19 protein-coding genes are annotated in these 19722 nt (G+C 52.3%); 12 read left to right on the top strand and 7 right to left on the bottom strand.

From position 1 onward, the window contains the following. Positions 1 to 126 precede the first annotated feature (126 nt). Positions 127 to 861 (top strand): helix-turn-helix transcriptional regulator, encoded by a 735-nt coding sequence (locus tag MED297_RS02225; RefSeq protein ID WP_154650820.1) that lies wholly within the window; start codon positions 127 to 129, stop codon positions 859 to 861. Between the two features lie 203 nt (positions 862 to 1064). Next, positions 1065 to 1646, top strand: coding sequence for an acyl-homoserine-lactone synthase (locus MED297_RS02230; protein WP_008041972.1), 582 nt, complete (start codon positions 1065 to 1067; stop codon positions 1644 to 1646). 60 nt (positions 1647 to 1706) lie between these two features. Here MED297_RS02230 and MED297_RS02235 read toward each other — a convergent pair whose 3' ends face one another. Together MED297_RS02235 and MED297_RS02240 are read right to left on the bottom strand one after the other, a co-directional pair. Beyond that, positions 1707 to 2606, bottom strand: coding sequence for a hypothetical protein (locus tag MED297_RS02235; protein ID WP_008041974.1), 900 nt, complete (start codon positions 2604 to 2606; stop codon positions 1707 to 1709). Beyond that, entirely contained in the window at positions 2587 to 4518 is a 1932-nt protein-coding gene (locus tag MED297_RS02240) for an EF-hand domain-containing protein (protein ID WP_161599260.1), read from the bottom strand. The genes MED297_RS02235 and MED297_RS02240 overlap by 20 nt, the downstream gene beginning before the upstream one ends. Positions 4519 to 4949: 431 nt before the next feature. Between MED297_RS02240 and yghU the strand changes: the two genes are divergently transcribed. Both yghU and MED297_RS02250 read left to right on the top strand, forming a co-directional pair. After that, entirely contained in the window at positions 4950 to 5807 is an 858-nt protein-coding gene (gene yghU, locus MED297_RS02245; protein ID WP_008041978.1) for a glutathione-dependent disulfide-bond oxidoreductase, read from the top strand. A 2-nt stretch (positions 5808 to 5809) separates the two neighbouring features. Continuing rightward, positions 5810 to 6541, top strand: coding sequence for an HAD family hydrolase (locus tag MED297_RS02250; RefSeq protein WP_161599261.1), 732 nt, complete (start codon positions 5810 to 5812; stop codon positions 6539 to 6541). Here MED297_RS02250 and MED297_RS02255 read toward each other — a convergent pair. Beyond that, positions 6526 to 6891 carry a DUF6164 family protein gene (locus MED297_RS02255; protein WP_008041983.1) on the bottom strand — a complete coding sequence of 122 codons (366 nt, stop codon included), beginning with the start codon at positions 6889 to 6891 and terminating at the stop codon, positions 6526 to 6528. The genes MED297_RS02250 and MED297_RS02255 overlap by 16 nt on opposite strands. A gap of 54 nt (positions 6892 to 6945) precedes the next feature. After that, the gene (locus MED297_RS02260) at positions 6946 to 7854 is read right to left on the bottom strand and encodes a LysR substrate-binding domain-containing protein (RefSeq protein WP_008041984.1); all 909 of its coding nucleotides are present in this window, start codon (positions 7852 to 7854) and stop codon (positions 6946 to 6948) included. Between the two features lie 95 nt (positions 7855 to 7949). Between MED297_RS02260 and MED297_RS02265 the strand changes: the two genes are divergently transcribed. Further along, a complete protein-coding gene (locus MED297_RS02265) occupies positions 7950 to 8729 on the top strand; it encodes a ferredoxin--NADP reductase (RefSeq protein WP_008041985.1) in 780 nt (259 codons plus the stop codon). 233 nt (positions 8730 to 8962) lie between these two features. Here MED297_RS02265 and metE read toward each other — a convergent pair whose 3' ends face one another. Further along, positions 8963 to 11254, bottom strand: a complete 2292-nt coding sequence (metE, locus tag MED297_RS02270; RefSeq protein ID WP_008041986.1) for a 5-methyltetrahydropteroyltriglutamate--homocysteine S-methyltransferase — start codon at positions 11252 to 11254, stop codon at positions 8963 to 8965. Between the two features lie 150 nt (positions 11255 to 11404). On the opposite strand from metE, the gene MED297_RS02275 reads away from it, so the two are divergent. The 6 genes from MED297_RS02275 to MED297_RS02305 all read left to right on the top strand — a co-directional run bounded on the left by MED297_RS02275 (position 11405) and on the right by MED297_RS02305 (position 15681). After that, positions 11405 to 12322 (top strand): LysR family transcriptional regulator, encoded by a 918-nt coding sequence (locus tag MED297_RS02275; RefSeq protein WP_008041987.1) that lies wholly within the window; start codon positions 11405 to 11407, stop codon positions 12320 to 12322. Positions 12323 to 12361: 39 nt separating this feature from the next. Then, a complete protein-coding gene (locus tag MED297_RS02280; protein ID WP_008041988.1) occupies positions 12362 to 12676 on the top strand; it encodes a YciI family protein in 315 nt (104 codons plus the stop codon). A gap of 82 nt (positions 12677 to 12758) precedes the next feature. Further along, positions 12759 to 13445, top strand: a complete 687-nt coding sequence (locus MED297_RS02285; RefSeq protein ID WP_008041989.1) for a gamma-glutamylcyclotransferase — start codon at positions 12759 to 12761, stop codon at positions 13443 to 13445. Positions 13446 to 13979: 534 nt separating this feature from the next. Then, positions 13980 to 14696 (top strand): 2-phosphosulfolactate phosphatase, encoded by a 717-nt coding sequence (locus MED297_RS02295; protein ID WP_008041990.1) that lies wholly within the window; start codon positions 13980 to 13982, stop codon positions 14694 to 14696. Between the two features lie 118 nt (positions 14697 to 14814). Further along, positions 14815 to 15327 (top strand): GrpB family protein, encoded by a 513-nt coding sequence (locus MED297_RS02300; protein ID WP_008041991.1) that lies wholly within the window; start codon positions 14815 to 14817, stop codon positions 15325 to 15327. Between the two features lie 69 nt (positions 15328 to 15396). Then, positions 15397 to 15681, top strand: coding sequence for a YciI family protein (locus tag MED297_RS02305; protein ID WP_040556555.1), 285 nt, complete (start codon positions 15397 to 15399; stop codon positions 15679 to 15681). 260 nt (positions 15682 to 15941) lie between these two features. Here MED297_RS02305 and MED297_RS02310 read toward each other — a convergent pair whose 3' ends face one another. Both MED297_RS02310 and MED297_RS20990 read right to left on the bottom strand, forming a co-directional pair. Beyond that, the gene (locus MED297_RS02310) at positions 15942 to 17828 is read right to left on the bottom strand and encodes a cation:proton antiporter domain-containing protein (protein ID WP_008041993.1); all 1887 of its coding nucleotides are present in this window, start codon (positions 17826 to 17828) and stop codon (positions 15942 to 15944) included. Between the two features lie 128 nt (positions 17829 to 17956). Continuing rightward, on the bottom strand, positions 17957 to 18526 hold the full coding sequence (locus tag MED297_RS20990) for a TetR/AcrR family transcriptional regulator (RefSeq protein WP_154650821.1): 570 nt from the start codon (positions 18524 to 18526) through the stop codon (positions 17957 to 17959). A 123-nt stretch (positions 18527 to 18649) separates the two neighbouring features. Here MED297_RS20990 and MED297_RS02320 point away from each other — a divergent pair, with 123 nt between their 5' ends. Next, complete coding sequence (locus MED297_RS02320; RefSeq protein WP_040556401.1) at positions 18650 to 19720, top strand: efflux RND transporter periplasmic adaptor subunit; 1071 nt, start codon at positions 18650 to 18652, stop codon at positions 19718 to 19720. Positions 19721 to 19722: the final 2 nt, after the last annotated feature.

Raw genomic sequence — 19722 nt, forward strand, 5'->3', positions numbered from 1 at the left:
AAAATATTTGAACTGCGTCTAAAAAATTGAAGCTGCGTCAAAAAAATTAAGGCATTGCCAAGCCAGGTCTATGGTTAAATAGTATGACGCTGTTTCTCCAAACCTCAGGAAAAGGGGAGTTTGTCAGTGAAAGTTGTTATGGATTTACTGGAAAGGCTGCAACAAGCGCAGTCTACGTCAGAGCTGCCCGAAATTCTTGAGTCCATCTCGCAGGTTGTCGAGTTCGACTACTTCTTGTTCGGCCTGGCGCTGCCCAACAGCATTACTCATTCAGACATTCTGATGTATGACAATTACCCGGGTGAATGGCGGCGGGTCTACGATGAGTCTGGTTATGCAAAACGTGACCCGATTGTTCAATACAGCATCAGCAACTATATGCCGGTAACCTGGGCTCAAATTTCCGAATCTCCCAGCTATTCCAGAAGTGATTTGAAAATCATGTGGGAGGCTGAAGCCAGTGGTCTCAAAGCGGGGTTCAGTTTGCCTATTCATGGTGCGGTTGGTGAGTTTGGCATGATCAGTTTTGCGTCCAATCACAACACCGATGAGCAACGACTGAAGTATGCTGAGGCCATTCCGGTGATTCAGATGTTAGTGCCGGCCATTCAGGATGCGGTGAAACGGTTACGGGTCTCCGAAAGTAAAGAGCCGCCTGCGAAGTTGACCAAGCGGGAAATCGAATGCCTGACCTGGGCAACTGAGGGAAAAAGTTCTTGGGAAATTTCACAAATACTGGGCTGCTCTGAACGAACGGCTATTTTTCATTTAAGTAATGCGGCGAATAAGCTCGGGGCGACCAATCGGTATCAGGCGATTTCCAAAGCGTTGTTGTGTGGAATTATTAACCCCCTCTGTTGAAACCTGCTTATATCCAGCTTTTCTAATCAACCCACGTTGTTGAGTTCCTCTCCCTTGTTTTTATGTTTATTCCATTTTGTTATTAGCTTATGCCCTCCATAAGTCAGTTTAATTTCACTATTCGAGCAAACCTGCAATAACTGACAGGTCGTTATCAGCGCGTTCCTTGGTAGTATGATTTTAAAAGAAGAAGGAGACGACCAATGAGTTTCACAATCGAACATTCAGATTACCGAACCATTCCAGCCCAAGCTTTTCAGGGGCTATTAAGTCTGCGCTACGAAGTCTTCAAAAAACGTCTCGGCTGGGAACTCGAAACCCAGGGAGATTTTGAACAGGATGATTACGACAATGAGCATGCAGAATATCTGTATGCCAAAGACGATGGTCAGCAGGTTATTGGCTGCTGGCGTCTGATCCCAACGACCGGTCGTTACATGCTGAAAGATACATTCCCCGTATTATTGGGTGATCAGGAAGCACCTTGCCACCCACGCATTGTCGAGTTGAGCCGTTTTGCCGTAAGCAAACGCACTTCGGCAAAAAATGCCAGCGTCAGCGAAGTGACGTTGAAACTGCTTCAGGCCGCCTACATTCACGCGGTCGAACATAACATCGATGAATACGTAACCGTAACCTCTACCGCCATTGAGCGCATGATGTCCCGAATCGGAATTCCGGTTGAACGCATCGGCGACCAGCAAGTGCATATGCTGGGTGACACCCGTTCGATTGTGTTGCGTATTCCGATCAACGCTCAGACTCGTAACGCACTTCTCAACTAATCATTGAGTTCTCTTGTCTGTATTAGCCAGGGCTTGTCCCTGGTTTTTTTTGCCCGTCGTTTACGGCCAAATCTGTGTTATTGATCCGGCTTGCCAACGCAATAATTGGGGCTGGATACCGTCGACGTGACCCGGATCGAGTGTAGACGCCAGGATATACAACGTATCGCCATCAGCAGCGACCTGATGTGGTAAGTAAGGCGGTTGAAACTGATGCAGTATCTGGCGCGTGTTGTGTCTCACCGTTAGCCATTGTCGACCTCCCCAGTATGCGAGGCTCAATTGATTGTTCGCGTAGGTGGCATCAAACAGTCGGTTGCCCATCATAGGAATGGTTTCAAGGTTAGTGAGTTTAAGATCTGCCCACGTTTGCCGAACTTCCCCGGTTAAGTCGACATGCCAGATCTGATTGTCGGCCCGGACTAACAGTTCCCCTGAAGACAGCGCGCTGATGCCGTGCGCCTCTATACCGGGCAGTGAACCGGACCAGGGTGTCGCCGGTTCTCCATGCCGTTTGATCAGAATGTCCGGGTAGCGCACAAACAGATAGGTTCCGGGGGTGAGTTCGGCGAACCCGGCCATACCGAAACGATCCGGATCCGGTTGCCAGGAGGACAGTTCCGTCAGCGGTGCCCCTATGGCCTCGGCTTGAAACAGCCGATACTCGTGTGCCTCCTGATGAATGTTAAAAGCTGTCTCGACTAACAGGATGCGACCATCCGATGTCCGGGACAAAAACCAATCGCTGGCTGTGCGCTCCGACTTTATCCAGAGGTTGACTCCGTCGCGTTCCGACCAGGTCATGACACAGGCTTTATGTTCGATGGCATCAATGGGACAGACATAGGACCAGGCCAGTTGTCCGTCACTGGCCACCATGCCGCCGGCCGGATGGGCGACCGCTATCAGAGGCAGCGTTAGCACCAGTGCGAGCAGACGGTTAATCAAACGTCTCTTCATGGAAGCACAGTCCTTGCAGTTTGGCGTGTTGACGAATGCTTTTACCCAGCCCTTTGGGACCGCAGAAATACACATGGATGGTGGTGTCAGGGTGTTTCAGTCGTAGCTCGCTGAATATCCTGGCCCAGTCGGGTCGTCCGGCTTCTGTGGTGGCGCGTAAGCCCGTAATCGGGTCCTGACCGTGTTGCTGTCGGTAGGCACTGAAGGCAATCTGTAACAGCACATTGGATAGGTTCAGTGCCAGACTGGTCAGATGATTGGTCACCTGCAGCCGATCTTGGCCCAAGCGGCTTTCCGCTTGCGACAACATTGATAAAAACCAATCGTAAGACGCTTGTGAACGGTTCAGCCAATGAAAGTACAGCGTCTCCGGGTTGCTTTTTTCCGTCTTGGTCAAACTGTGAATGACAGAGGCAAAAGGCGTGACACCGATACCGCCGGCGATCATCACAGCGACTGAGGATTTATACAAACTGGAAGTCGGCGCGGCATATGGGCCGTCGATGTACGCCGTCCACTTCTGACGTTTGGGACGCGGTTTCCGCGAAAGATTATGAAGGGCGGTGGTCCAGTTCCCTGCGGTTCGAACGTGAATACTGAAACGGTCGGTTTCCGGCGCGGCACTTAACGTAAAGGGGTGCCATTGCCACCGTGAGAGCACTGGAATCCGAACTTTAATGTAATCGCCAGGATTGAACGGAAACCAACGACCCCGTTTAAAACGAACTTCCGTCACATTGTCTGACAGGGGTTCCAAAGCCGTAATGTCGACAGAACGGTAGCGCCGGAACGTGCGAAAGATCGCATCGAGGGTAAACAACGACAGTGACGGTGCCAGCCATAGCCAGGTGTCCGGTCCATGGTAGAGCAGAGCCACAAAAAAGGGCGCGTAAAGCAGGTGCGATAAAACAAAACGTTCATGTTTTTTTTGGCGTTTCGAGGCTGCGTAGGCCATGAACAGGAGGATGAGCGTGAGTCCAACACCGGTGGCACCAGCAAGCGATGTCATCAAGGTTTGGATGGATGTGTCGGTTTGCCAATAGTTGATGCCATGAGCGATGGCATGAATGGCAGTAAAGAAAATCAGGGCAAACCCAAGGTGCCGGTGAATATCGGTATGATGATCCAAGGGCAACAGACGCGCAATGAACGTATGTCGGACACCACTCAACAAGGACCGACACACGGGTAAAAGAATCAACGCAGCATTGAGGTTCAGACAGGCACCGGCGCCACGGGCAATTTGAATAGCGAAGGATGCACCGGCATCGGCATATTGCTGTTGCGCATTGATAAACAGAGCCACGTTACCGAAGAGATAGAGAAACCACCAAAGCCTGCTGGCAAAGCCTTGCAGCAGTTGAGCTTTCAGGCGGAGACGCCAGGGTGCCCGATTTTTATGACGCTGCAGTCGTCGTTGTCGGCGATTGAGCAGGTGTGCATAAAACCGATCCAGCTGGCGTTCAACGCCGGGTTCGGTGCTGATCAACCGTTCAAAGGCTTCTAGGTCGAGCGATTGACGTCGCGCACCACTGGCGTGAAACAGACTGTCCGTCAGCGCCGATAACATGGTATCGGTCAGGGTCAGCTTCTGTTCGGTGAGGCTGGTCTGCAGCAACGAGCGAAGTTCTTGCTGGCTTAAACGGCCATCGCCTTCGACATCCAGGCACTGAAACAAAAAGTTCAGTCGCTGTGTGCTCCGTTCCGGCGCCAGTTGGGATAAAAACGCGCTGAACTCAGATCGGTCGATGTAACCAGACCGGTCGGTGTCGGCGAGTTCAAACAGACGGCGCGCAAGAAAGTCACTGTTTACGGACAGCGCTGCTTTCCAGTCTTTGAAATCGATCAGCTCATCATCACCGGCCAGTTGACGATAGGCTTGGCGCATTCTGAATGACGTTGTCCATGTCATGGGAGTGCCTGGCTTGTTCATCTCAGGTTATGCCGACCGAAAAGGACGGTCTGACAGGTGTTACGGCACAGCTACACGGTTGATTGTTTTTTGATCAGTGTCACTATAGCCTGATTCGCTTGCGGCTGTTAGACCCTGACTTTACTTTTTGATTTTTCATCAGGGACCAACGCGGGTCGCGATTCAATTGCTTTTATTAGGGCCTGTTAACGCTAATTTCGTGGATCCTGAACCGGCTCACAACCTATAGAATTCTCGAAATGAGTGTTAACAGGCCCTAGAGTCGGGAGTGGCGGTGATGGTTGGTCTTTGCCCCTGCTCAAAAGCTCCGGATTGAACGCTCAGGCTTGAAAAATTGAAATCTGATCGAACTTATTGAAACAGGCGTACTCTTACTGCGAGTCACCAACCTAATCATCTGAGGAGTCTGCATGAGCGATCCAACCTACACCCCCCCGAAAGTCTGGACCTGGGAGGGCGAAAATGGCGGTCAGTTCGCCAGTACCAACCGTCCGATTGCCGGACCTACCCATGACAAAACGCTGCCGGTCGGTGAGCATCCATTCCAGCTTTATTCGCTGGCGACGCCAAACGGGGTAAAAGTCACCATCCTGTTCGAAGAGTTGCTGGCAAAAGGCATCTCAGAGGCGGAGTACGATGCCTGGCTGATCAACATTGGCGAGGGCGATCAGTTCGGCAGCGGTTTTGTCGACATCAACCCGAACTCCAAGATTCCGGCTTTACTGGATCGCAGTGGCGAGGAACCTCTGCATTTGTTTGAATCCGGCTCCATCCTGGTACATCTGGCCGAAAAGTTTGACGCATTCCTGCCGAAGACGCAGCCGTCGCGCGCCCAGACATTGAACTGGCTGTTCTGGCAAATGGGCAGTGCTCCGTTTTTAGGCGGTGGTTTTGGTCACTTCTACGCCTATGCGCCGGAAAAGTATGAGTATCCGATTAACCGTTACGCCATGGAAACCAAGCGCCAGTTGGATGTCCTGGATCGTCATCTGGCGGATAATCGTTACCTGGCCGGTGATGAGTACACCATTGCCGACATGGCGACCTGGCCTTGGTATGGCGCCTTGGTACAGGGCAAGCTCTATGAGGCCGGAGAATTTTTGGACGTCGCAAGTTACAAACATGTCGTTCGTTGGAGTGAAGAGATTGCCGCTCGACCGGCTGTGAAACGAGGTCGTCGGGTGAACCGACCGTTCGGTGAAGACCATGAGCAGGTAATTGAACGCCACAGTGCAGCCGACATCGACAAGGTTATGGCGAAGCGTTGAGCGTGAGTCTACAAGGACGTGATTGGCGGGCGGCTGACATAAAAGCGGTGCTGTTTGATCTCGATAATACGTTAACGCACCGCGCTCAAAGCATTGAACGTTACGTCGCACGCTTCCTGCAAGATTTTCAGTCGCGCCTGAAAACCGTCGATCCGAAGTCGTTGTTTGCGCTGATTTCGGCAACCGACAATGGCGGTTACGGGCGCGCGGGCAATCCTCATCCCTCCATTAAAGCGTCGATCGCACATCGCCTGCATCGGGAGTTGGCGTGGCGATCCCCGCCGTCTGAGGCGGCGTTGCTCGATCATTGGTTTCACAGTTTTCCGACCTGCGCTGTCTTGATGCCCGGGGCGCTCGAGATTCTGACGGAGTTACGCAAGCAAAATCTGCCAGTGGCGATCCTTTCCAACGGCAATGACCTCAGCCGCCAGGCAACGGTTGATGCGCTGGGTCTTCGGGAGTTTTGCGTGGATGTGTTCAGTTCCGACCGGTTACGGCTGAAAAAGCCGGACCCGGCGACGTTTCGCCACGTCGCAGAAGTACTTGGAATCGCACCCGAAGCCTGTTTGATGGTGGGTGACCACCCAACCGTCGATGTTTGCGGTGCGCAGAGCGCCGGCTTATCGGCAGTGTGGTTGCGCGGGTTTCACAACTGGCCGGAGATTCACCCGATGCCGATCAGCATTGATACTCTGAGTCAGTTAACCGCGTGGTTTCGTCACAGAAAAAATTGAAACATCGGCACAACAGTGAGCAGAGCGACTGCGATGATGAGTCCCCAGTAGGCGATGAACAACAACGGACTGCTTTTCAGTAACTGCCAGAAGGTTGGGATTTTGCCGTCACGCTTCGCTTGTTCAAACTCATCACGCATGGCCGTGCTGTGAGTGGCTTGAAATTTATCAATGAGCTCACGAGCGCGTTCAAAATCTTCATCGTGCTTCAACCAGATGGCGGCAACCGATAACCCCCAACGTCCTTCATGGGTCTCGTAATAATCGAAGCCATGTTCAGCAAGTAGCTCTCGAACCGCGTCGGCTTCGGGCTCGGGAACATGATTGAGGCGAAAAACAATGCGGGCCATGCTTGGGTCTCGGGTCAGAAAGAGCGCGCATGATAAGGCGAGCGGAGCAGAATTTCACCCACTCCCGAGTTCATTGATGTGTCCCTGAAAGCGCCGACAATGGTCGATCCATTGGCTGATCCCCGCACTGCGATACTTTTCTTTATGCAGAATAAAGTAGAGAAAACGCCGGAAATTGTGGCCGGGTACGTCCAACGGCACCAGGTTGCCACGGCGAAAGGCGTCCGACAGCGTCAGTGCCGACAGGCAGCCAATGCCAAGGTTGGCTTCAACCGCACGTTTGATGGCCTCAGTGTGTTGCAGTTCGAGCGCAATGGTCAGTTGGGACAGCACCGTATGCATCGCCCAGTCAAAGGTTTGCCGGGTTCCAGAGCCGGGTTCACGTAAAATCCACGACGCGTTAAGAATATCTTCTTCGGTCATCATGCCTTTTTGCGCTAACGGATGGTCCGCATTGCAGAACACGACCAGGTGATCTTCTTGCCACGGGATGACGTCCAGATCCGGTTCGTGGCGTTCCCCTTCGATCAATCCGATGTCCAGATCGAAGTTGCGCACCTTGGCGACAATCGACGAGGTGTTCGCCACATCGAGCTGAATATCGGCACTGGGATGCTGTTTCATGAACTCGGCAATTAAGGGGATCGTCAGATAATTACCGATCGATAACGTTGCGCCGATGGTCAGTCGGCCAATGTCACTGTGCTGCTGAAACCCCGATTCCAGCTCGCGAGCATGGTCAATGAGCTTTTCTGCCCGAACCCTCAGTTGCTTCCCGAGGTCGTTAAGCCGCAGTGATTTGCCGGCCCGGTCGAACAGTTGCAAATCGAACTGGGCTTCCAGCGTTCGCAACGACTCACTGGCTGCGCTCTGTGACATGGCCAGTTCCTGCGCGGCTTTGGAGATACTCTGGTGGTGTGCCGCGGCCAGAAAGATTTCTAACTGTCGGAGTGTGTATTTCATTATCGATTTTTCCGATAAGAGATTACTGAATATCCTGTTTGATCGGTAGGATAACGCCCCCATAATCCTAAACACAATCATTTTCAGGAGTCGTTATGGCGAACACACTGCGCAAAGAAACGGTCACCGAGGTGCATCACTGGAACGAATCACTGTTCAGTTTTAAAACCACCCGAGACATGGGGTTCCGGTTCAAAAACGGACATTTTGTGATGATCGGCCTCGAAAAAGACGATGGCCGTCCGTTGATGCGGGCCTACAGTATCGCCAGCGCGAACTACGAAGAGGAACTGGAGTTTTTCAGCATTAAGGTGCCGGACGGGCCGTTGACGTCTCGTTTGCAGAAGATTCAGGTGGGTGACGAAATCGTCGTTGGCTCCAAACCAACCGGAACGTTGATCGTCGATAACCTGCTGCCGGGCCGTAACCTTTACATGATCAGTACCGGTACCGGACTGGCGCCCTTCATGAGTGTTATCAAAGACCCGGAAGTCTACGAACAATACGACAAGGTCATACTCACCCACGGGGTCCGCACCGTCGACGAACTGGCCTATCAGGATCTGATCCGGGACGAGTTGCCGACCAACGAGTACTTCGGCGATCTGGTTCGCGAAAAACTCATCTACTACCCAACGGTCACGCGTGAGTCTTATGAAAACATGGGCCGACTGACCGAGCTGATGGAAAACGGCAAGCTGTTTTCGGACATCGGTTTGCCGGACATGGACCCGGAACATGATCGTTTCATGATCTGCGGTTCCCCCAGCATGCTCAAAGATACCTGCAAAATCCTGGATGCCCGCGGATTTAAAGAGGCGAAACAAGGGGAGCTGGGGCATTACGTGATTGAACGGGCGTTTGTTGAAAGCTAACTCAATGAGCGTGGATGACTGGCCGTGTTAATGCGACAGTCATCCTGGTAGCGCATCCGGCTCAGACTGATGACAAAGTCACCATTGGTTTCGAGACGATGAAAAGGTAGCTTTCAAATGGGCGTTGAAAACATGGATGTTTTCGTCGAGCGTATCAGGAGGATACTTGCAGCGATCCATTTGAAAGCTACCTTTTTGTCGTCGGGGTTTAACAGCAAACTGAACCGGATCTGTTATCCGGCTTTTTTCGTTTGAGAGAACCGAATCGCCTCTGTTGCCTTCACCATATGCGTGAGGGATGGCACAACTTCCTCCCACTGACGGGTTTTTAAGCCGCAATCCGGGTTGACCCACAGCCGTTCAATCGGAATGGTTTCCGTCAGCTTCTGAACCAGCACTTGCAAAGTTGCCGTGTCCGGCACGTTCGGAGAGTGAATATCATAAACCCCCGGGCCGATCGCATTCGGATACTCGAAAGATCGAAACGCTTCGAGCAGTTTCAGGTTGGAGCGCGACGCTTCAATGGTAATGACGTCGGCATCCATGCGAGCAATGGCATCAATGATGTCGTTGAACTCCGAGTAACACATATGGGTATGTATTTGCGTACTGTCTTTGACGCCATTGGCACTGAGACGAAACGCATCAATGGCCCAGGTCAGATACTCGTTCCAATCGCTTTGCCGTAAGGGCAACCCTTCACGCAGTGCGGCTTCGTCGATCTGAATGATGGTGGTGCCCGCCGCTTCCAGTGCGTTCACTTCCTCGCGGATGGCCAACGCAATTTGTCGGCAAGTCTCCCGGCGAAGCTGATCTTCGCGGACAAACGACCAGTTAAGAATCGTGACCGGACCGGTCAGCATGCCTTTGACCGGTTTGTCGGTCAGACTGGCGGCGTATTGAGTCCACGCCACCGTCATATCACCGGGACGGGACACATCCCCGTAAATGATCGGCGGCTTCACGCAGCGTGAACCGTACGATTGCACCCAACCGAACTGGCTGAACGCAAAGCCGTCAAGCTGTTCACCGAAGTATTCCACCATGTCGTTGCGCTCGGCTTCGCCATGCACGAGCACATCCAGCCCGATGCGTTCCTGTTCGGCGATGGCGTATTGAATCTGTTCCTGCATTGCTTCTCGATAGCGGTCCTCCGTGAGGTGTCCCTGACGATAATCCCGGCGGACGGAGCGGATGGTCGCGGTCTGCGGAAACGAACCGATGGTGGTGGTGGGCAGAACCGGCAGCGACAACTGAGCCTGCTGTGTGGCGTAGCGCGCTTCAAACGGCGAGTGTCGCTGAGTGTCCTCCGGGCGAATGGCCTTCAAGGCGCTCTGCACCTCGGGGTTGATCACCTTGGACGATTGCCGATAGTCGGTCAGCGCCTGCTGGCATTGCGCGAGTTCTGCAGACACGGTGTCCCGGCCGACGTTTAATGCCCGGGCGAGAATCTGCAGTTCGTAGAGTTTTTCAACAGCAAACGCGAGCGTCTTTTTCAGCGCCGGATCCAGTTGCGTTTCATGCCGGACAGTGACCGGCACGTGCAGCAATGAGCACGACGGCGCCAGCCACAGCCGGTCACCTAAACGTTCAGCCAATGGCTCCAGAAAAGTCAGGGTATCGTTCAGGTCATTCCGCCAGATGTTTCGTCCGTTGATAACACCAAGCGATAGAACCTTATGGCTGGGCAGCCAATCGGCAACGCGCAGCGCTTCTTCGCGGCCTTCAATGGCATCGACATGCAGCCCGGCAACCGGCAGCTCACACGCCAGACGCAGATTGTTGCGCAGTTCACCGAAGTAGGTGGTGAGCAGCAATTTAACCGGCGCGGACTGCAGTTGGTGGTAGGCCGTTTCGAACGCGGTCTGCCAAGGCTGAGCCAGATCGGTTACCAGAATGGGTTCATCGATTTGTACCCAGGTCGCGCCGCTCCTGGCCAGCGCATTCAACCATTGTCCGTAAACCTGAACCAGATCGGGCAGTTTTGCCAACGGGTCAGAACCGTCGGAGAACTCCGATAGCGCTAAAAAGGTCAGCGGACCGAGAATGACCGGCTTGGCCGCAATGTTTTCCTGACGGGCCGTATCGAGGGCACGCTCCAGTCGACGGTTGTTTAAGCTGAACTGAGTGTTGGCGGATAGCTCCGGCACGATGTAGTGGTAGTTAGTGTTGAACCATTTCACCATTTTGCCGGCACGAGTGCCGCAACAGACGCCGCTTTCCGGTGAGCGACCACGGGCAAAGCGAAAGTACCGGTCCAGATCGGTTTCGGTGGCTTCGCGGATCCGCTCGGGGATCGCACCGAGTGTCATAGCGGTGTCCAGAACGTGGTCGTACAGGGAAAAATCCCCCACCGGAACCCAGTCGAGCTGGGCCTGATGTTGCCAGTGCCGGCGTTCGAGCGTATCGGCAATTGTGGTCAGCTGGTCAGCGGACTCATTGCCGTGCCAGTAGGCTTCCAGTGCAAATTTGAGCTCTCGCTTTTCGCCAATGCGTGGAAAGCCAAGGTTGTGAATCTGTGCCATGCGTGTCGTATCCCTGAAGGTGAATGAGAACGCCGACATGCTATGAAGAACCGATGTTGATGAAAAATGGTATTAATTCATTGTTGTATGAGTAAAATTCATATAATTCGCGTTTTAGTTGGCGAATAACCCGGAAAAGCGAGATTTTCTATGATAGAACGTCATCATTTGGCCATTCTGAAACATATCGATGAACTGGGTTCGATGACGGCCGCGTCACAGGCAATGAACCTGACACAGTCCGCGTTGAGTCATACCGTTCGGAAGTTTGAGGAACAGATTGGTACGCCATTGTGGCAGCGCACGGGTCGCCGGATGGAGCTGACGCAGGCCGGCCATTATCTGCTGGCGGTCGCCAAGCGTCTGTTGCCGCAACTTGAGCATGCCGATCAGGTGGTTCGCGATATGGCTCGCGGTGAAAAAGGGCAGCTGCGAATCGGCATGGAATGCTACCCCTGCTACCAGTGGCTGCTCAGCATTGTGACGCCCTACCTGCGCCAATGGCCGGAAGTGGACGTCGATGTGAAGCAGAAGTTTCAGTTCGGTGGCATGGCGGCCCTGTACAGTTACGACATCGATATTCTGGTCACCCCGGACCCGCTGGATAAAGCGGGAGTGCGATTTGTGCCGGTATTTGATTATGAACAGGTGCTGGTGATCAGTGATCAGTCGGCACTGACCAAGCGAGACTGGATCCGACCGGAAGATTTGCAACAGCAAACGCTGTTGGCCTACCCGGTGGACCGGGAGCGGCTGGACGTATACAGCCAGTTTTTAACGCCCGCGCAATGTCTGCCGGCGCGGCATAAATCGGTAGAGGATACCGACATCATGCTGCAGCTGGTGGCCGCGGACCGCGGTGTGTGTGCGTTACCAAAATGGTTGGTGCAGCAGGTTCAGCGGACATTGCCCCTGCAATGGCGTCCTCTAGGCCAGGATGGCATTCATAAGCAGATACATCTGGGGTTTCGTGAAGGCGAAGACGGTCTGGATTATGTGGATGCCTTTTTGCAGTTAGCACTGACCGACCCGAGCATGATGACCGAAAAACCGGCTATAGTAACTTGAGGTCGGCATTCAGTCGGCAAAGACACGGAGAGGGCAGACATGAAGCGTTTTATGATCACCTATTTTGGTGGCGATACACCGACCAGCAAAGAAGCCGGAGCTGCGCATTTTCAAGAGTATCAACAATGGCTAGGCGGCCTTGGTGATGCGGTTGTCAGCGCTATGAACCCCTTGAAAGATGGCCATACGGTCACGCCGGATGGCCAGGCCTCTGCGGGCAGTCAGTCACGCATGTCCGGCTATACCGTGCTGCAGGCGGAATCGATGGACGAAGTGCTGGCCATGGTTCAACGCTGTCCGTTCCTGTCGATTAACGGCACACTGGAAGTGGCCGAACTGGTTGAAATGGGGTGAACTTGCCGTCGGCTGGTCATTTGAAACTGACTTCGTTAGGCTTTCCTCAGTGACCCTCCCAGCCTGAACTACACGAGAAGAGATGCAGTCCGTGACCAACATCAGTCGAGAAGCCATACAGAACGGTGCCATTGAAGCCATGGCAAAGGAAGCCGCCGACCTCGGGCTGGTACGTTTGACGACCGCCGAAGAGCGACGGCAAAGTTGGCAACGGATGCTGACGGAGAACCCGAACAGCGACGGTCGGGTTTGGGTGTTTGCTTACGGCTCGCTGTTATGGAACCCGGCTTTTCACTTTACCGAACAGGTGGATGCGTACCTGAACGGGTACCACCGGGATTTTTGTCTGCGTACCTATATTGGCCGCGGTAACCTGGAGCAACCGGGGCTGGTTCTGGGGCTGGAAAAAGGCCAGCACTGTTACGGACAGGCCCTGTGCATGGCGCCGGAACATCTGGACAGTGAACTCGACATCCTCTGGGCACGTGAAATGGTCACCGGTGCTTATACCCCGATGTGGTTGCCGGTAGACACTCAGGCCGAAGGGTCGGTACATGCCATAGTGTTTGTTATGGATCGGGATTATCCGCAATACGCCGGGGATTTGAGTTTTGAAGAGCGTTGCCAGGACCTGGCGTTAGGCGTTGGCCCTTTGGGGCGAGCGTCCGACTACTTACTGGATACCGTCTCTGCGCTCGAGTCCATGAACATTGTGGATGATCTTCTGGAGCGTTACGCTTGTCGTGTGCGGGCGTTAATGTCGGACTAATACTCAGAACAGTTAGTGTCCTGAGTCAAAAGTTCGTCTGCTTTCAGCGTGCCATTTAAGCCCTACATCGGCGTAGCGCTTCTTGAAAAGATCACAATATGTTCTGCGATGTGCGCCTTGTACTAGGCCTTTGAACTTCACCGAAACTGAAACCGAAAGCCGTTATGAGTATTAAGTAGAAAATGAAAGAGACTGCATCAACAAAGATCACTAGAGTACTAGCTGTACTTTTAGGGCTTCTCATGTTCGGGATGGCTCTATTTCTATTTCTTTCATTAAACAGCCCAGACCTTTGGGTTGGTTTTATTCTCGGTCCAGTATTTTTCTTATACGGCGTGTTAGGTAAAAAGAAGTTTGCAAAACTTCTCCCAGGTGCGTCACGTGATTTGTCTTAAGGCCAAAACCACTCATAAGAAAGTTAAGTAACAAAAGCCCCTGTATAATCCCTCCACGTTGCTGCGAGCTGGCCTTCGAATCACTAACGCTCGCGGCAGTGCTAAAAGGTTACATGCCAAAGATGCCCAGAGAGAAAGTATGAAAATAGATATAGTCAATTTTGTAGATGGGGCTAGGAACGCTGAAGGTATAGCGGTTGTTATAGATGTTTTTAGGGCTTTTTCTGTTGCCTGTTATTGCTTTAGCAAGGGTGTTTCCAAAATATACCCTATTGGTGACGTCGATGACGCATATGATTTGGTGAAAAGTTTTGATGATGGGATCCTGGTTGGCGAAAGGAAAGGCAAGAAGCTACCGGGGTTTGACTATGGAAACTCGCCAACAGAAATTATGGCTGCGAACCTATTGGGTAAGGCAGTTGTCCATACCACGCACGCCGGTACTCAAGGATTAGTTAACGCAGTAAATGCGGATGAAGTTCTCACGGGAGCATTTGTAAACGCAAAGGCGACGGCTAAATACATTAAAGATAGAAATCCTGATAAGGTAACGCTGGTTAAAATGGGGCTTGAAGCTAAAAGCCAATCTGATGAAGATGACCTTTGTGCTGAATATATTAAGATGCTGTTAAACAACCAACCGTTTGATGAGACGGCTATTGTTGAGACTTTATGTAATTCTCCCTACTCAGAACGATTTTTTGACCCAGATAAACCGTGGTGCCCTTCATCAGATTTTGATTTATGTTTAGATATGAATAGATTCAGCTTTGCATTACGATCTATTCCTGATGAGACAGGGAACTTGCATCTTGAAAAAGTAAATGTCGATATGGCGGAGGGAAACAGATGGTGATGAAGTCCAGATTCCTCAATGTCCACCTGCAAAAAGCATCTGACAAAATGTTGAATTTCGTTCTGATACGCTTCATCGGAAGTATCAGTCTGCGCCGATTAACCTTAGTTTGGAACCAATGAGTATCGGATTAAAACGAGGGACTGTTGCTCTTAGGGAATACTCAGAGCAATGGCCTATAGAGTTTGAAAAGGAACGATCGGTTCTGCTGGAGCTTACTGGTTCGAATATTTCTCGTATTGAGCACATAGGAAGCACTTCAGTACCAGGGCTAAAGGCAAAGCCAATCATAGACATTGGAATAGAAGTGAAATCTACCGAAGACCTAAATGAAATCATTAAAGCTCTGCCTAACGATATTTATGAGTATTTTGGCGAAAGAGATATTGAAGGCGACTTTTTCTTTGCCAAGGGTCCTGAATCCTATAGAACACATTACATCCATGTTTCATTTGCAGGGACTTCCCAACTTCGGGATTACGTTAAGTTCAGAGAGTCGCTTAGGTCTGATAAAAATTTAAAAGCTGAATATGCTGAGCTCAAAGAACGGCTAGCCGAAAAGCATCAATCAGATCGAAAGCTATATACGAAACTAAAGGGGGACCTGATTGCAAAGGTAGTCAGCTCCTAACAGTTGCAGGTGCTCAACGCGAAAAAGCCTACGCAACTGCTACAGACATTAACTATTAAAGGGAACTTTATGTTCGTAATCTCAATTGATTACAAAGTCGATTTTGATCTCATTGACCCTCTCATCGATGAGCATTTCGAGTTTTTAAATAAATACTATGAGAAAGGTTTGTTCGTGGTTTCGGGTCGAAAAGAACCTCGAACGGGCGGAATCATCATTGTTAAGAACGAGTCTCTTAGCAATATAGAAAAGATTATTAAGGAAGACCCGTTTCACCGGGAAGGGGTAGCCGATTACCAAATAACCGAGTTTGTACCCGGCACAGTTGCTAAGGGCTTTGAGTCATTGGTTTGAATTTACGTACAAGTGCATTACATACCACGAGCCTAAAGCCTGCTCTTCGTGGTTTACGCTGTACTTGCAAGCTCGCTACTTGTGCCGACTGTAACGGTGCGCTGTTCACCATGAGTGGAGTGAAAAGGGAGTTCGGCGCTGACTTTTCCCAAGGTTAGGAGACACATTCGATCGTTAGTTAGAAGCTGCGGTACTTCGTTTTAGCAACCCGAAGATACGCCATCACCACTTGTCGACTAAACAGTTGGCAAGCTTAAAACTCAACCCTCCGGCTGCCTCAAATCATCATCCCGTTGTTCGATGGGGTCGTGTTCGCCCAACAGATCATTTTCCCACTCTTCTGCAATCTGGCGCACCATGGCAACAAACTCCGGGTTTTCGGTGGTCGGAATGTCCTGTCGGTAAACCGTAGCCGTGCGCAGCATGGCATCACGATCGCGCAGATTAAACTCGTCCACCATGGCTTGCGAGGCTTCACGGCTGAAACCCAGCGCTTCGAATGCTGACCGGCCCATACGCAGTGAACTGTCGTACGTCTCCCGAATAATGTCCCGGCAACCCACCGCCCAAAGATCATAAACGTGAGTGCGGTCCCGTGCCCGAGACAGGATGTGAACATGTGGGTAATGTTTACTCACGTACCGGGCGAGTTCGGTGATGTGGTTTTTGTCGTCTATGGCAATGACGAGCATTTTGGCTTTGTCGATACCGGCGGAGTGCAACAGATCCGGGCGGGTGCCATCGCCGAAAAAGACCGTTAACCCAAAGCGACGCAGCATTTCCAGTTGGCTGGAACTGTAATCGATCACGGTGGTGTCATATCCGGCACTGCGCAGCATTCGGTTGACGATACCGCCGACGCGACCATGGCCGATGATGATGATGTCCGAGGTTTTGTCGATGGTGTCGGCTTCGCGCTGGCTCTTTGCAAACTTCGGCGCAATGAATCGATCCAGCCCTATGAACAATAATGGTGTGATCAGCATGGACAGAGCAACTATCAGCATCAGAATGTCGGCCACCTCAGAAGGTAAAACCGAGCTGGCGACGGTGAAGCTGAGCAGCACGAACCCGAACTCGCCGGCCTGGGCGAGCCCGAAGGCCATTAACCAACGGTCGTAGCCCTGCAGTTTAAACAGCTGGCTGAGCACTAGCAGGATGGTGGCTTTTAAAACGATCAGGCCGAGCGTCAGGCCGATGACCAGGCCGGCATTGTCAGCCAGCAGGGCAAAGTTGATGCCGGCACCGACGGTGATAAAGAACAATCCAAGTAACAGCCCTTTGAAGGGCTCAATGTCGGCTTCCAGTTCGTGTCGGTATTCGCTGTTGGCCAGCACCACGCCGGCCAGAAAGGTGCCTAATGCAGGGGAGACCCCAACCAGCGACATCAACAGGGCAATACCGATCACAATCATCAGCGCGGTGGCGGTAAACAGTTCCCGTAAGCGGGCGACTGAAATGAATCGAAACAGCGGGCGTGTCAGGTAGTTACCGGCAAATAACACAAAGGCAATGGCGCCGACCGTGACCAGTGCCGTTTGCCAGCCAGTGAGTCCGTCGACGAGGCTTAAGCCGCCGCCATGGGAGGCTTCGGCTGCGTGAGTGACAGCGGTGGCAGCGGGGTTTGAAACTTCTGGAATGGCCAGCAGAGGGATCAACGCCAGCATGGGAATTACCGCAATATCCTGAAACAACAGCACGGAAAAACTCGACTGGCCGCCATCGCTGTGCATCAGGCCTTTTTCATTCAGCGTCTGCAGGACGATGGCCGTTGACGACAGGGCCAGTACCAGACCAATCGCCAGGGAGATGCGCCAGGGTTGCCCCATCATCATCGCAATGGCCATGACGGCAACGATGGTCAGGCCGACCTGTAAACCGCCCAAACCCAGCAACTTGTGCCGCATTTGCCAAAGCAGCTTTGGTTCCAGTTCCAAACCGACCAAAAACAGCATCATTACCACGCCGAACTCCGCAAAATGCTGAATCTGGACCACATCCACGTGCAGCAGGCTCAATATCGGGCTGATGGCGATACCGGCCAGCAGGTATCCCAAAACCGATCCCATCCCCAGTTTGGTCGCCAGCGGTACGGCGAACACACCGGCGACCAGCAGAATTGTGGCCAGTAAGAGAAAATCGGTCATAGTGATGTCCTTAAAGCGGTTCCGGTGCTGAAACGTCAGTGACTCAGTGCAAACGGAAAAGATACGGGCAGTTTTATGATTTTAAAGTTTAGGAGTGATTGGTCCGGATGTCGTTTTTCTTTAATGGGTCAGATACTGGGGTCTCGCGTTCGTTTTAAATAAAGCTCAAAGGGCAGCACGAACTGCTGTTGCAGCTCCTCGGCAGTCTCGATACAGCCGTGTGTCAACCATGTGTAGAGTGTCGCAGTGATGAGGCTGTTGATGCTCTGCTCCAGATAGCGCAGCGAGCGTTGATCGAGGTCGTGTTCTTCAATAATGATCGGCAGTTCTGTGTTGGTGGCTTTGCGGAACTGCTCCGCAAAGATATCCCAGCGGTTGGCTTTCAGCAGAACCTGCAGCATCTGATCATGACGAACCCAGAAATCGAAGAACGGTATCAGGGTGTCCGGCGATTTAAACCGTTCCGGCGGTTGCTCCTCTTTCAGTTGCATGAACAGATGGTCGAGCTGGTACTTGAGAACATCGTCGACATAGTCGAAGTTGCGGTAGAAGGTCGCTCGGCCAATACCGGCCTGTGCGCTGACTTCTTTGATGCCGATGCTCTCAAAAGGTTTGCCATCTTCCAGCAGGGAGCGGATGGCGTCATAAAGTTGACCGGCGGTCTGATGTACGCGTTTGTCCTTGCTGTTTCGATACAAACCGGTCACCTCTGTCTCATATCTGAGAATCGTTATTGAATGCTCATAAATTAGACTTATATTTCGCGGCTTTCAATACATTTGTATCGTATTTTCAGGGTTAACGCCTTTCTGGAGAGTTTTGTGAACCGCACCGTCCCTTCGAGTTATCTGGTTACCAGCCTGGCGCTGGTGGCGTTTCTGTCGTCCTGTCAGCCGTCTTCTGAAGTTCAGGATGTCCCCCGTACTGAGCAACCGGTTAAGGTTGATGTTGTTCGTTCCGATTTAAAAGAGCCGGTGCGGGAGTTTCCCGGCCGCGTTGCCGCCAGTGAAAGCGCGAATGTCGCCTCCAAAGTGGCCGGGCAGGTCGTTTCGCTGGCTGTCGAAGCGGGCGACGAAGTAGAAGCTGGCGATCTGCTGCTGACGTTGGACGATACCGACTATCAGTTGAACCTTCGACAGGCCGAGGCGAACTATAACCTCGCCAAGGTCTCGTTCGATCGGGTGTCATCCTCGCGTGAGCGCAACATTGCAACGCAAGCCGACTTTGACAACGCCAAAGCCAACCTCGATAAAGCCACGGTCGGTTTGCAGCAAGCGCAAAACCAACTGGAGAACACGCGGGTTAAAGCACCGTTTGCCGGGACGGTGGTTCGAGTGAACCCAAAACGATACGATTTTATTGCGGCGGCCCATCCGCTGGTGACGATCCAGTCAACCGACAACATCGATGTGCTGTTCCAGGTGCCCAGCGACATCATTGCGCAGATGAACGAAGATGTGGAACGGACTAACGTAGAAGTGGTCTTTGATGCCTACCCAGATGATGTCTACACCGCCGATGTTCGTGAGTTCAGTGCCAGCTCCGATCGCAGTACTCGTTCTTTTGACGTGACACTGACTCTGCAGAAACCCCCGCAGGACGAAGGCACGTTGCTGCCGGGGATGGACGCCACCGTGCTGTTGGACTTGGCACGTATTACCGATCGCCCGTCGTTGTCGATTCCGTCGCATGCGGTGTTTTATCAGAACCAGCAAGCCTACGTCTGGCACCTGCAGGACAACAAAGTCACCAAAACCGCCGTTGCACTGGGTGAACTGCGAGGCGCGCATGTCACCCTGCTTGACGGGTTAAATGCGGGTGACCAGATTGTTTCTGCTGGCGTTAACAAGTTGGTGGACGGGCAGCGAGTCGCGATTTGGGAGGCGGAGTAATC

Source organism: Reinekea blandensis MED297 (assembly GCF_000153185.1).
GTDB classification, from domain to species: Bacteria; Pseudomonadota; Gammaproteobacteria; order Pseudomonadales; family Natronospirillaceae; genus Reinekea; species Reinekea blandensis.

What these genes read in the sequence shown, in the direction of transcription:
- MED297_RS02300 (WP_008041991.1), top strand. Translation starts at nt 14,815, where the DNA reads ATGAGTATCGGATTAAAACGAGGGACTGTTGCTCTTAGGGAATACTCA.
- yghU (WP_008041978.1), top strand. Translation starts at nt 4,950, where the DNA reads ATGAGCGATCCAACCTACACCCCCCCGAAAGTCTGGACCTGGGAGGGC.
- MED297_RS02230 (WP_008041972.1), top strand. Translation starts at nt 1,065, where the DNA reads ATGAGTTTCACAATCGAACATTCAGATTACCGAACCATTCCAGCCCAA.
- metE (WP_008041986.1), bottom strand. Translation starts at nt 11,254, where the DNA reads ATGGCACAGATTCACAACCTTGGCTTTCCACGCATTGGCGAAAAGCGA.
- MED297_RS02295 (WP_008041990.1), top strand. Translation starts at nt 13,980, where the DNA reads ATGAAAATAGATATAGTCAATTTTGTAGATGGGGCTAGGAACGCTGAA.
- MED297_RS02265 (WP_008041985.1), top strand. Translation starts at nt 7,950, where the DNA reads ATGGCGAACACACTGCGCAAAGAAACGGTCACCGAGGTGCATCACTGG.
- MED297_RS02255 (WP_008041983.1), bottom strand. Translation starts at nt 6,891, where the DNA reads ATGGCCCGCATTGTTTTTCGCCTCAATCATGTTCCCGAGCCCGAAGCC.
- MED297_RS02235 (WP_008041974.1), bottom strand. Translation starts at nt 2,606, where the DNA reads ATGAAGAGACGTTTGATTAACCGTCTGCTCGCACTGGTGCTAACGCTG.
- MED297_RS02275 (WP_008041987.1), top strand. Translation starts at nt 11,405, where the DNA reads ATGATAGAACGTCATCATTTGGCCATTCTGAAACATATCGATGAACTG.
- MED297_RS02280 (WP_008041988.1), top strand. Translation starts at nt 12,362, where the DNA reads ATGAAGCGTTTTATGATCACCTATTTTGGTGGCGATACACCGACCAGC.
- MED297_RS02260 (WP_008041984.1), bottom strand. Translation starts at nt 7,854, where the DNA reads ATGAAATACACACTCCGACAGTTAGAAATCTTTCTGGCCGCGGCACAC.
- MED297_RS02285 (WP_008041989.1), top strand. Translation starts at nt 12,759, where the DNA reads ATGCAGTCCGTGACCAACATCAGTCGAGAAGCCATACAGAACGGTGCC.
- MED297_RS02240 (WP_161599260.1), bottom strand. Translation starts at nt 4,518, where the DNA reads ATGACATGGACAACGTCATTCAGAATGCGCCAAGCCTATCGTCAACTG.
- MED297_RS02310 (WP_008041993.1), bottom strand. Translation starts at nt 17,828, where the DNA reads ATGACCGATTTTCTCTTACTGGCCACAATTCTGCTGGTCGCCGGTGTG.
- MED297_RS02305 (WP_040556555.1), top strand. Translation starts at nt 15,397, where the DNA reads ATGTTCGTAATCTCAATTGATTACAAAGTCGATTTTGATCTCATTGAC.